Annotated in this window: 9 protein-coding genes and 1 pseudogene; 8 read left to right on the forward strand and 2 right to left on the reverse strand. The window is 47.4% G+C overall.

Going from position 1 to position 12205, the window contains the following annotated elements:
• Nucleotides 1-65 precede the first annotated feature (65 nt).
• The 3 genes and pseudogenes from HGH90_RS32265 to HGH90_RS13740 form a co-directional block, all read left to right on the forward strand.
• Nucleotides 66-281: pseudogene (locus HGH90_RS32265) on the forward strand (biotin/lipoyl-containing protein); the annotation flags it as partial.
• 144 nt (nucleotides 282-425) lie between these two features.
• A complete protein-coding gene (odhB, locus tag HGH90_RS13735) occupies nucleotides 426-1637 on the forward strand; it encodes a 2-oxoglutarate dehydrogenase complex dihydrolipoyllysine-residue succinyltransferase (RefSeq protein ID WP_410493688.1) in 1212 nt (403 codons plus the stop codon).
• A 100-nt stretch (nucleotides 1638-1737) separates the two neighbouring features.
• Entirely contained in the window at nucleotides 1738-2943 is a 1206-nt protein-coding gene (locus HGH90_RS13740; protein ID WP_168761974.1) for an RsmB/NOP family class I SAM-dependent RNA methyltransferase, read from the forward strand.
• Between the two features lie 134 nt (nucleotides 2944-3077).
• Here HGH90_RS13740 and mnmA read toward each other — a convergent pair whose 3' ends face one another.
• Nucleotides 3078-4187, reverse strand: a complete 1110-nt coding sequence (gene mnmA, locus HGH90_RS13745) for a tRNA 2-thiouridine(34) synthase MnmA (RefSeq protein WP_168739923.1) — start codon at nucleotides 4185-4187, stop codon at nucleotides 3078-3080.
• A gap of 196 nt (nucleotides 4188-4383) precedes the next feature.
• On the opposite strand from mnmA, the gene HGH90_RS13750 reads away from it, so the two are divergent.
• Genes HGH90_RS13750 through HGH90_RS13770 form a run of 5 tightly spaced genes read left to right on the forward strand, consistent with a single transcriptional unit; the run spans nucleotide 4384 to nucleotide 10259 of the window.
• Complete coding sequence (locus HGH90_RS13750; RefSeq protein WP_248277006.1) at nucleotides 4384-5862, forward strand: tagaturonate reductase; 1479 nt, start codon at nucleotides 4384-4386, stop codon at nucleotides 5860-5862.
• A 20-nt stretch (nucleotides 5863-5882) separates the two neighbouring features.
• Entirely contained in the window at nucleotides 5883-7277 is a 1395-nt protein-coding gene (gene uxaC / locus HGH90_RS13755) for a glucuronate isomerase (protein WP_168761975.1), read from the forward strand.
• Nucleotides 7277-8275, forward strand: coding sequence for a sugar kinase (locus HGH90_RS13760; RefSeq protein ID WP_168761976.1), 999 nt, complete (start codon nucleotides 7277-7279; stop codon nucleotides 8273-8275). The genes uxaC and HGH90_RS13760 overlap by 1 nt, the downstream gene beginning before the upstream one ends.
• A 3-nt stretch (nucleotides 8276-8278) precedes the next feature.
• Nucleotides 8279-8941 carry a bifunctional 4-hydroxy-2-oxoglutarate aldolase/2-dehydro-3-deoxy-phosphogluconate aldolase gene (locus HGH90_RS13765; protein WP_168761977.1) on the forward strand — a complete coding sequence of 221 codons (663 nt, stop codon included), beginning with the start codon at nucleotides 8279-8281 and terminating at the stop codon, nucleotides 8939-8941.
• Nucleotides 8942-8969: 28 nt separating this feature from the next.
• Entirely contained in the window at nucleotides 8970-10259 is a 1290-nt protein-coding gene (locus HGH90_RS13770; protein WP_168761978.1) for an MFS transporter, read from the forward strand.
• An 84-nt stretch (nucleotides 10260-10343) separates the two neighbouring features.
• Here the strand turns inward: HGH90_RS13770 and HGH90_RS13775 are convergent, their stop codons facing one another.
• Nucleotides 10344-11990, reverse strand: a complete 1647-nt coding sequence (locus tag HGH90_RS13775) for a UxaA family hydrolase (RefSeq protein ID WP_168761979.1) — start codon at nucleotides 11988-11990, stop codon at nucleotides 10344-10346.
• Nucleotides 11991-12205 lie beyond the last annotated feature (215 nt).

Genomic DNA, 12205 nt, shown 5'->3' on the forward strand with positions numbered 1-12205 from the left:
GGGGTTTGTGTTGACAAGCTAGCGCCGAAAGCAGGAAGCCCGGTATCACCATCAACTGATTAAATATGGTTATCGAAATCAAAGTCCCTACGGTAGGAGAATCTATTAGCGAGGTAACAATTGCAAAGTGGTTGAAGAAAGACGGAGATTATGTGCAGCAGGACGAGGTATTATGTGAAATGGAATCTGAGAAGGCAACCTTTGAACTGAATGCAGAAAAAGCGGGTATCCTGAAGATTGCAGCCGCAGCCCAGGAAGGCGCTACTTTGAAGATTGGTGAGGTAGCCTGTACTATTGATACAGACGCCGCCGCTCCAGCTTCCACAACAGCACCGGCCGCCGCCGCTCCTGCAGCTACTGCTGCACCTGTAGCAGCAGCACCAGCTGCTCCTGCAGCACCGGCAGTGAACAAAGGGACGATTGACATGAAAGTGCCTACAGTAGGAGAGTCTATCAGTGAAGTAACCCTGGTAAAATGGATACGGAAAGATGGTGATTATGTAGAGCGTGATGAAGTGGTATGTGAACTGGAATCAGAGAAAGCTACCTTCGAACTGAACGCAGAAGAAGCTGGCGCCCTGATTACGGTAGCTAAAGAAGGAGATACATTAAAAATTGGTGATGTAGCCTGTAAGATTGATACCAGCGTAGCAAGACCAGCAGGTAAAGCAGCGCCGGTGGCCGCCGCTTCTGCAGCCCAGCCAACCGCTGCTCCACAGCCACAACAGACGCCTGTTACCAGCATCCCGAATGATATTAAAACTACACCAGTAGCTGCAGCCGTTATTGCGGACAAACAGGTAGATCCATCCAGCATCAAAGGTTCCGGTGCACACGGTAAAATCATGAAAGACGATGTATATGCTGCCCTGAAAAATCCGGGTGTAGCTATCGGACAGGAAATGTTTACCCGCCAGGAACGCCGCGAGAAGATGAGTAACCTGCGTAAAACTGTTTCCCGCCGCCTGGTGGAAGCTAAAAATACTACTGCCATGCTCACTACCTTTAATGAGGTAGACATGACAGAGATTATGGCATTGCGTGCTAAATACAAAGACGTCTTCAAAAAACAGCATGAGGTAAACCTGGGCTTTATGAGCTTCTTTACAAAAGCCTGCTGCTTTGCTTTACAGGAATTCCCTTCTGTAAATGCGTATATTGATGGCGATGAGTTGGTATACCATGACTTCTGCGATATTTCCATTGCTGTTTCTGCTCCTAAAGGCCTGGTAGTACCGGTTATCCGCAATGCAGAAAGCCTGGATATGGCCGGCATCGAAAAAGCAGTGTTGGAGCTGGCTACCAAAGCCCGCGATAACAAATTAACTGTACCGGAAATGACTGGTGGTACCTTTACTATCACTAACGGTGGTGTATTTGGTTCCCTGATGAGCACACCTATCATTAATATCCCGCAATCTGCTATCCTGGGTATGCACAAAATACAGGAACGTCCGATGGCCATTAATGGACAGGTGGTGATTCGTCCGATGATGTATGTAGCGCTCAGCTACGATCACCGCATCATTGATGGGCGTGAGTCTGTAAGCTTCCTGGTAAGGGTGAAAGAAATGCTGGAGAATCCTGAGCAACTGCTGTTCGGTAAAGATCCGCTGAAAGCGTTATTGAAACTGTAAGATAGTTAAGGAGCATAAAGCGATTGAGGCGAATGATCTAAGCGGATAAATAATTATTCGTTGAGGTTATTCGCCTCAATCGCTTTATGCTTTTCGCTTTATGCTCCTTAACTATGGGCTGACGTTGACAGAAGCCGTATCTTCGCGTATGACCCGTTGGGAAAATTATTTAGCATCCGCAGAAAAAATCATTGGCGCCTACACTGGCAGCTTGCCATTACACCATTTCCTGAAATCTTTTTTCAAGGAACATCCTTATATGGGTGGGCGCGACCGGCGCTGGATATCACAGTTGGTATATCATTATTTCCGGTTAGGACATTGGGGGAAAACGCTTCCTGTAAAGGAGCGTATTATTGCAGGAACCTTTTTGTGTGAAACCGCGTCCAACGATTTCCTCGCGGCATTGCATCCCGATTGGAATGAGCGGGTTGCGTTGCCATTATCTGAAAAAGCGGCCTTGTTACCGGCGGCACTAACGCCAGCTGCTCTTTTTCCACTTATCACCTCCTTGTCTGATTCTATTGATGCTAACGCTTATGCCTATACGATGTTGACACAGCCCCGGTTATTTATACGGGTGCGTCAGCAGAAGCTGGATAAGATAAAAGCGCTGCTGGATAAGGCGGGTATTACATATGAGGTGTTTGCCAATAATACTACCATTGCTTTGCCCAATGGTACCAAGATAGAAACCATTGTAGCAGAGAAGAGCTGGTACGAGGTACAGGATGCTTCGAGCCAGCAAACGGGGGCGCTCTTTTTGCCAGCTGCCGGGCAGCGTTGGTGGGATTGCTGTGCTGCCAGCGGGGGAAAGTCTATTCTTCTGAAAGATCAGCAGCCAGGCGTACAATTACTGGTGTCTGATGTAAGACGCTCTATCCTGGAAAACCTGCAGCAGCGCTTCACGGCAGCGGGTATCAAACATTATGATGCCCGGGTTGCAGACCTTACCGCGCCTGGCTTTGCCGCGTCTATGGGGCATCAGCAGTTTGATGGCATTATACTGGATGCGCCCTGCAGTGGCTCTGGCACCTGGGGACGTACACCCGAGAGTATCAGCTTTTTTAAGCCCGAAGAGATTGGAAAGTACCAGCAGCTACAGCAAAAGATTGCCCATAATGTGGTGCCTTTCCTGAAGAAAGGAGGTGCGTTGATTTACATTACCTGTTCTGTGTTTAAGCAGGAGAATGAAGAAGTAGTGAGCTATATAGAAAGTATGAGTGATTTGCGCCGGCAGGCGGGTGGAGTGATCCCGGGGTATGATCAGGGAGCGGATACGATGTATGCGGTAAGGCTTTCGTAATCAGCTGATTAGTGTTTTGGCAATAAAATTATTGTCAAAAGATATTTGAAAGGGTGATAGTTTGTAAACATCCAACAAAAAAGGTGAGAAGATCTCTCTTCCCACCTTTTTCTTTATCTATCTTATGAAATTAATCACTTTAAGATTGATGCGCCGCGCTGGATAATTCCTCCGGCTATTACATCATCGCCTTCATAGAAAACGGCTGATTGGCCGGGGGCGATACCTTTTACATTTTCATAAAAGCTCACTTTCACCTGTCCGTTTTCGTTGTAAAGGTTACTGAGTGCGCCTTTGTCTTTGTAGCGGATTTTGGTAATGGATTCCATGCCGTCGGGGATGGTTTCGTATTTACCCATGTTGATGCCACTTACAAACATTTCGCTTTTCTGCAGTTCATCTTCGTTGCCTAGTACTACGGTATTGGTTTCGGGGATAATTTCGGTAACAAATACCGGGCGGCCGAGTGCAATATCGAGTCCTTTCCGTTGCCCTACTGTGTAAAAAGGATATCCTTTATGATGACCAACAATGGTGCCATCTGCTAATACAAAGTTACCACCATTCACCTTTTCTTCCAATCCATCTACTTTACGTTTCAGGAATCCGCGGTAGTCGTTGTCCGGTACGAAGCAGATCTCATAGCTTTCTGCTTTTTTGGCCAGTTCGGGGTAGCCGAAATCGAAGGCCATTTGCCGGATGGCGGTTTTGCGGTAGGTGCCGAGTGGGAGGAGGGTACGTGACAGTACGTCTTGCTGGATGCCCCAGAGCACATAGCTCTGGTCTTTGGTTTCATCGATACCTTTGCTGATCACATAACGGCCATTGTCGTGCTGGCGGATCTGGGCGTAGTGACCTGTTGCAATAAATTCGCAGTCCATGGCGTCGGCGCGTTTCATGAGGGCGCGCCATTTTATATGGGTATTGCAAAGCACACAGGGATTAGGTGTACGTCCTGCAATATATTCATCAACAAAGTTATTGATCACAAAATCACCGAATTCATCGCGGATGTCCAGCACAAAGTGTGGGAATCCGTGATGTACTGCCGCTGCGCGGGCATCGTTAAAAGAATCCAGGTTACAGCAGCCGGTTTCCTTTTTACTGGAACCTGCAGATGCATAGTCCCAGGTTTTCATGGTGATACCCACCACTTCATACCCTTGCTCATGCAACATCAGCGCTGTAACAGTACTGTCTATACCACCGCTCATGGCTACCAGTACTTTACCATGCTTGCTCATTTGAAATAGTTTAAGGATGCAAAATTACTTAAATTCCGGTCATCAACCAGCTACCGGGTATTGATCCTGACAATGTGATGATTGATTCTGACTATATAATGACCCGGATGGATGATTATTTCACCGGGAGCTATAATTTCTTAATTGTGAATAATATATTTATTAGTTTTAGCCACCTTTTAGGCATAAATCCGTTATGATGCTTCCTATATTAAACAAAGAATTTATATTAAAACGACCGGAGTTCGGCGTTACAGCAGAGGTATTCACCTACCCGGAAAAGATCCTGCAATTCGGCACCGGCGTGCTGTTGCGCGGACTGGTCGATTACCTGGTAGATCAGGCCAATAAGCAGGGCATTTTCAAGGGAAGGGTCGTAGTGGTGAAATCCACCGATGGCGATACCCACGATTTTTCCAGCCAGGATAGCTTGTATACTACGCATATCAAAGGCGTTTCCCAGGGGGAATTGGTAGATAAGGTACTGATTAACGCTTCTGTTAGCCGGGTTTTGCAATCGAATGCACAGTGGCAGGAGGTTTTACAGACAGTGCATGAGCCTGCTATGCAGATAATTGTCTCTAATACTACCGAAGTGGGTATTCAATATGTTCCCGAAAAGATAACTTCCGGAGTACCTGATTCTTACCCCGGCAAGCTGCTGGCCGTACTATGGGAGCGGTACCACCACTTCCAGGGAAAAGCTCACACCGGTTTTGTGATTGTGCCCACGGAACTGGTGGTAGACAATGGCCGGTTGTTAAAAGATATTGTATTACAGCTGGCTGCTTACAACGATATGCCTAAGGCGTTTACCGACTGGATACAACGGGAAAATCAGTTCTGCAATTCCCTGGTCGACCGCATCGTACCGGGCAAGCCCCGTAACCTGGCGGAGATCAACGAAAAAGCAGGTTATACCGACCAGCTGTGGATAGAAGTAGAACCTTACCTGTTATGGGCCATAGAAGGCGGCGATGATATCCGTACTGCATTATCTTTCTGCCAGGCCGATAACCGGATGTTAATTGCAGATAGTATTACGCCTTACCGGGAACAAAAGCTCCGGCTCCTCAATGGTAGCCATACGGCTGCCGTGCCCCTGGCTTTCCTGTCGGGCTTGAATACGGTGTATGAAGCCATGCAGGATAATTATATGCGTCATTTCTTCCAGGAAGTAATATTGCGGGAAATTCTGCCAACCATTGCCGCTGATTGTCCTACCGCTACTGCCTTTGCGCCCGAAGTGCTGGACCGTTTTGCCAATCCTTTCATTGCACATAAACTGATCAGCATCACTTTCCAGGAAAGCTCGAAGATGAATGCACGCAACGTGCGTACATTGCTGCGCTATCACGGGAAATTCCAGACCTTACCACCTTACCTCTGCCTGGGATTTGCTGCGATGCTGCTGTTTTTACGGCCGGAAAAGCAGGAAGAGGGTAAGTATATAGGCATCAGGGATGGGGAAAGTTATACCATTACAGACGACAATGCCGCTATCTTTGCGGCGTGGTGGCAGGAACAGGATACTTCTACCATGGTAAACGGTATCTGCAGCGATAAACGCCTGTGGGAAGCCGATCTGACCACCATCCCAGGTTTTGCTGAGCAGGTAACGGATTTGCTGATGGCATTGAAAAGCAAAGGGGTAAAAGCATTTATTCAATTGTAGCATAGATAAATATCATCGTTATGAGAACGTTTTTATCCGCAGACTTTTTACTACAAACAGAAACGGCTAAACGGTTGTATTTCGATTACGCGGCCTCCATGCCCATTATCGATTACCACAACCACCTGCCGCCGGATGAAATAGCCAGCAATAAAACATTTGATAACCTGTATGCCATCTGGTTGAAAGGGGATCACTATAAATGGAGGGCCATGCGCGCCAATGGTGTTTCGGAAGAATTTATTACGGGAAGCGCCGATGACTATACCAAATTCCGCCACTGGGCGGCTACAGCGCCGTATACCATGCGAAATCCGTTGTACCACTGGTCGCATATGGAGTTGAAAAACCCGTTTGGAGTAACAGACTTGCTAAGCGGGCAAACCGCGGAAAAAATTTACCGGGATTGTAATGCACAATTACCGCAATTAAGCACCCAGGCTTTGTTGCAGCACTATAAAGTAGAAGCCTTGTGTACTACCGATGATCCGGTTGATTCATTAGAGCATCACCGGGTTATTGCCAGCCAGCCCTTTGGTACACGTGTGCTGCCTACGTTCCGGCCCGATCGCGCTATGGCTGTTGATAACCCGGCTGCCTTCAACCAGTTTATAGATCAGCTGTCGGCCGTTACCAATAAAGACATCCGCAAGTTCGATGAGCTGTTGGAAGCACTGGAAAGCCGGCATACTTATTTTCATGAAGCCGGAGGAAGATTAAGTGACCATGGGTTGAGCACCTTCTACTTTACGCCTGCCAGCGTTATAGAATTAGATGCCATTTTCCAGCGGGCACGCCGGCAACAGGCTGCCACGCCGCATGAAAATGCACAGTTTAAAACCGCCGTACTATTGGCAATTTGCCGCTGGAACCATGCGAGGGGCTGGACCCAGCAATTTCATGTGGGCGCTATCCGCAACAACAACTCCCGTTTACTGCAACGCATCGGCGCGGACGCCGGCGTAGACTCTATTGGCGACTGGAACGTGGCCGAAGCGATGAGCGCTTTTTTTGATACGCTGGATAAATCTGATCAACTGGCTAGAACCATTGTATATAACCTGAACCCGGCTTATAACGAAGTATTTGCTACCATGGCCGGCAATTTCCAGGACGGTACCGTACCCGGTAAGATCCAATATGGATCGGGCTGGTGGTTCCTTGACCAGAAAGATGGCATGGAAAAGCAAATGAACACATTAAGCAATATGGGTTTATTGAGCCGTTTTGTGGGGATGCTAACAGATTCCAGAAGTTTTCTATCTTATTCCCGGCATGAATATTTTCGCCGTATTTTGTGCAACCTGGTGGGCAATGATGTGGAACAGGGAGAACTACCGAATGATATTGCCTGGTTGGGAAAGATGGTACAGGATATTTGTTACAATAACGCAAAAGCATATTTTGGATTTTAATGAAACCGGTAAAAGTCATCACATTCGGGGAAATATTATTGCGCTTGTCGCCCGAGCTGTCACAACATACCGCTGCTATCTATGTAGGCGGTGCAGAAGCAAATGTAGCCGCGGCGCTGGCCAACTGGGGTACCGACGTAGCCTATATCAGCAAAGTGCCGGAGAATGGTTTATCAAGAGATGTATTGCAGCAGCTGAATCATTTAGGCATTCATACCGACCGGATGCTGTGGGGAGGCGAGCGTATAGGTATTTATTACCTGGCGCAGGGCAGTGACCTGAAACATGCGGAGGTGGTGTATGACCGGGCCTGGTCGGCATTTAGCCGGATTACGCCGGGTACTGTCAACTGGGATGCCTTGCTGGGCGATGCCCAGTGGTTTCATTGGAGTGCTATTACGCCTGCCTTGAACCCCGATGCGGCAGACGTTTGCCGGGAGATATTACAGGCGGCCAGCAGGAAAGGATTGATCATTTCCACCGATCTTAATTATCGCAGCAAGTTATGGCAATATGGAAAGAAGCCGGTGGATGTTATGCCGGAGCTGGTGCAATATTGCGATGTGGTGATGGGGAATATCTGGGCAGCCAACAATATGCTGGATACCACCCTGGATACTGTTGCCCTGGAAGCCAATACCAAAGCGGTATACTTGGAACAGGCAGAGAAGGTAGCAGCAGAAATCACCCAACGTTTTCCGCGTTGTAAACGTATTGCCTTTACCTTCCGCTTCAGTGATGCCCCTACGCATAATCGCTATTACGCATTTTATTATCATGCCGGACAGGTAAGTATTTCCCGTGAATACGATACCCATGATGTGGTAGATCGTGTCGGAAGCGGCGATTGCTTTATGGCAGGGTTAATACACGCACAGTTGGCGGGATTGGACGATCAGCAGATTATTTCCTATGCTGCCGCTGCTGCTTATTCTAAATTTTTTGTGAAGGGGGATTTTAATACCACTTCTGCTGAAGACATTATAAAACTGATATAACATATGGCACCGAGTCCTGACGTAATTATTGCTGCGTTTGAGCAAAGCGGGATTATTCCTGTTTTCTACCACGATGATGCAGACATTTGCCTGGAAGTATTGCAAGCCTGTTATGATGGAGGTTTGCGCGTATTTGAGTTTACCAGCCGGGGAGCGAATGCCCGTAAGAACTTTGAGATCCTGCGCGACCGCAAGCAAGCCACTATGCCTGATTTATACCTGGGGATCGGTACTATTAAGCAAGCCACGGATGCTGCGGCGTATGCGGCGCTGGGCGCCGACTTTATCGTATGCCCGGTAACAGACCCGGAAACAGCCGCCTGGTGCAAAAACGCAAATATTGTGTGGATACCGGGTTGTATGACGCCTACCGAAATAAGTGTTGCAGAAAAAAATGGAGCGCAGCTCGTGAAGTTATTTCCGGGCAATGTGCTGGGACCGGGATATGTAAGAGCTATTATGCCATTGTTCCCGAACCTGAAATTTATGCCTACCGGTGGCGTAGAACCTACACAGGTAAGCATGGACGCCTGGTTTGATGCGGGCGTGGTATGCGTAGGTATGGGGTCTAACCTGTTGTCGAAAACCCTCATTGAAAACATGGACTGGCAGGGGCTGAAAGAGAAAATTATGCAAACGTTTGCAATTCTCCGTGCTATGAAGTAACTTAAGCACTTTATAAATTCCATCAACAATGAATTCCACAACTTTAGGTAAGTATCGCTGGCGGGTGTGTGCGCTGTTATTCGTAGCTACCACCATCAATTATATAGACAGGCAGGTACTGGGGTTATTAAAAACCGATTTATCGTCAGAGTTTAACTGGACGGAAAAGGATTTCAGTAACCTGGTCATGGTGTTTTCTGCAGCCTATTCTATCGGGTTGCTTTTTTTTGGTGCATTGGTAGACAAGATCGGTTCCAAGTTGGGATACAGCGTTTCTATTGTGGTATGGAGTTTATCTGCCATGGCACATGGGTTAGTACGCACCACGCTGGGTTTTGGCTTCGTAAGATCGATATTGGGCGTAAGTGAGGCAGGCAATTTCCCTGCGGCCATTAAAGCTACGGCCGAGTGGTTTCCCAAGAAGGAGCGTGCATTGGCGACAGGCATTTTTAATTCTGGATCTAATATTGCGGCGGTGGTAGGTCCGGTGATGGTATACTGGCTGGCCAGGAATCATGGCTGGAGAAGCGCATTTGTATGGACCGGCGCCATTGGTTTCATCTGGCTGGTACTATGGTGGTTTTACTATGAAGTGCCCAGTCGTCATAAAAAGTTATCCAAGGCAGAATTCGACCATATTCACTCCGACCAGGAAGTAGAAGTAGAAAAGCCTAAGCCGGTTAAATGGGGCCGTTTGCTGGGCATCCGGCAAACCTGGGCATTTGTATTCGGCAAGCTGCTTACCGACCCGGTATGGTGGTTTTTCCTTTTCTGGTTGCCGGGATACCTGGAGTCTATCTTCCATGTAGATATGAAAACCAATCTTGGATTACCAATTATCATCATCTACTCTATCACCAGTTTCGGTAGTATTGGCGGGGGCTGGTTGTCTTCCCACCTGATTAAATCCGGTTGGCCGGTGTTCAGGGCGCGTAAAGTGTCTATGTTGATTTTTGCGCTTTGCGTAGTGCCTATTATGCTGATACAGTATACCAACAGTTTATGGCTCGCCATTGCATTAATCAGCCTGGCTACAGCTGCGCATCAGGCTTGGTCTGCCACTATTTTTACTACGGCATCTGATATGTTTCCCAAGCGGGCAGTGAGCTCTGTGGTAGGTATTGGTGGTATGGCGGGATCTATTGGAGGTACTTTGTTTCCCATAGTCATTGGTACTATGTTGGATCATTATAAGGTGATCGGAAATATTGGTATCGGCTATAATATTCTATTTACCATGTGCGGTGTGGCTTACCTGTTGGCCTGGGGAGTAATGCACCTGTTTGCACCGAAAATGGAGCAGGTAAAACTGGATTAATAACTTTTTATAACACAACTACTAAAACAAAAAACGTCCGTGCAGCTGCGCGGACGTTTTTATTATGATTAGTTTTTGTTTTGTTTAGAGAGAAACGCCTCTTTTCCATGGAATAAAGTCATCCTGGTGCAGTTGTTCTGCTTTGGTATGCACTTCGCCGCTGGCGGTGCGGATTACAAATTCCAGGATATCCTCACCCATTTCAGCGATGCTTTGTTCACCACTAATGATAGTACCAGTATTGATATCGATGATATCTTTCATACGGGTAGCCAGTTTGGTATTGGTGGCCAGTTTCACTACCGGGGAAATAGGGTTGCCGGTAGGGGTACCCAGGCCGGTGGTAAACAGTACCACGTTGGCGCCGGATCCAACCTCTGCGGAAGTAGATTCCACATCGTTGCCGGGAGTGCAAAGGAGGTTGAGTCCTGGTTTGGTAACGTATTCTGTATAATCGAGTACATCTGTTACCGGGGAAGTACCGCCTTTCTTAGCTGCTCCGGCAGATTTGATCGCATCGGTAATAAGACCATCTTTGATATTTCCCGGGGAAGGGTTCATATAAAAGCCAGAACCTACAGATTGGGCCTGGTTTTCATACGCCCGCATAATGCGGATAAACTTATCAGAAGTAGCATCGTTTTGGCAACGGTTGATCAGCTCCTGTTCCACGCCACAAAGTTCGGGGAATTCAGACAGAATAGAAGTACCGCCCAGGGCCACGATCAAATCAGAGGTATGTCCCACCGCAGGGTTGGCAGAGATGCCGGAAAAACCATCAGATCCGCCGCATTCCAGGCCTATTACCAGTTTGGAAAGAGGCGCAGGCTGGCGGGTTTGTTTGTTGGCTTCTACCAGTGCCAGGAATGTATCTTTGATAGCGGCCGACAACATTGCAAATTCAGAAGGGCTCTTCTGTTGCTCATATACCAGTACCGGTTTATTGAAATTCGGATTCAGCTTTTTCAGGGATTCCTGTAAAATTGACACTTGTGCGTGCTGGCAACCCAGGCTCAGGATGGTGGCGCCTGCCACGTTGGAGTGGTGGATATAGCCTGCCAGCAGCGCGCAGAGCGCGTCAGAGTCCTGGCGCGTACCGCCGCAGCCACCTTCGTGGGTAAGGAATTTAATACCGTCTATATTAGGAAATACCGGATTGCGTTTATACGTTTCCGTTAGTGTTCCCGCTTCATAGTTTTTCACTGCATCCAGGTTGCCGCTTTTGTATAGGTTTACGAGGTCGGTTACCTGTTCATTGTATACTTCTGCGGGAGCGAAGCCCAGTCCTTTTTCGAAGGCAGTTTTAATAACGCTTACATTCCTGTTTTCACAGAAAACAAGCGGAATAACCAGCCAGTAGTTACGGGTGCCTACCTGTCCATCGTTACGGTGGTAGCCCATAAAGCTGCGGTCTTTCCATTTGGTTACATCAGGCGCCTGCCATTCCAGGGAACTGTCTTTTTCATGGAAAGCGTTCGCATCATGTACCACGTTTTCGGTGGTGATGCTTTCTCCCTGCAAAATGGTTTTATTGGCCTTACCTACCAGTACACCATACATGATGATAGGATCACCTGCCTGTATGTCTTCTATGAGAAATTTATGTTTGGCGGAAATATTTTGCTGCGTTTGAATGTCGTGCCCGTTGAATGAAATGTTGGTTCCAGCCGGTATATCCTGAAGAGCTACCAGCACGTTGTCACTCGGATGAATTTGTAAATAAGTGTTCATAACAGCTAAAGTAGTAAATATGTGCTCCGGCTGGTGATACTAAAATATTAATCCTTGATGAGATTTTGACTATTTGCCGAAACAGCTGAAAGGGCGGTTGGTGGCATGTTAGGAAAGGATTATAAAATGTTAAACGGCTATCATCCATTTAACCCCGTTCGGGATAAACTTATCCGCTGCCGGAAGAAAATATTTATGCAAACGTTTGTAATTTT

Origin of the sequence: Chitinophaga sp. Ak27 (genome assembly GCF_012726295.1) — a bacterium.
Taxonomy (GTDB): domain Bacteria; phylum Bacteroidota; class Bacteroidia; order Chitinophagales; family Chitinophagaceae; genus Chitinophaga.

Bases quoted from the DNA above. Each gene is read 5' to 3' on its own strand.
- HGH90_RS13760 (WP_168761976.1), top strand. From the start codon at position 7,277: ATGAAACCGGTAAAAGTCATCACATTCGGGGAAATATTATTGCGCTTG.
- HGH90_RS13750 (WP_248277006.1), top strand. From the start codon at position 4,384: ATGATGCTTCCTATATTAAACAAAGAATTTATATTAAAACGACCGGAG.
- HGH90_RS13770 (WP_168761978.1), top strand. From the start codon at position 8,970: ATGAATTCCACAACTTTAGGTAAGTATCGCTGGCGGGTGTGTGCGCTG.
- HGH90_RS13765 (WP_168761977.1), top strand. From the start codon at position 8,279: ATGGCACCGAGTCCTGACGTAATTATTGCTGCGTTTGAGCAAAGCGGG.
- odhB (WP_410493688.1), top strand. From the start codon at position 426: ATGAAAGTGCCTACAGTAGGAGAGTCTATCAGTGAAGTAACCCTGGTA.
- mnmA (WP_168739923.1), bottom strand. From the start codon at position 4,187: ATGAGCAAGCATGGTAAAGTACTGGTAGCCATGAGCGGTGGTATAGAC.
- uxaC (WP_168761975.1), top strand. From the start codon at position 5,883: ATGAGAACGTTTTTATCCGCAGACTTTTTACTACAAACAGAAACGGCT.
- HGH90_RS13740 (WP_168761974.1), top strand. From the start codon at position 1,738: ATGCTCCTTAACTATGGGCTGACGTTGACAGAAGCCGTATCTTCGCGT.
- HGH90_RS13775 (WP_168761979.1), bottom strand. From the start codon at position 11,990: ATGAACACTTATTTACAAATTCATCCGAGTGACAACGTGCTGGTAGCT.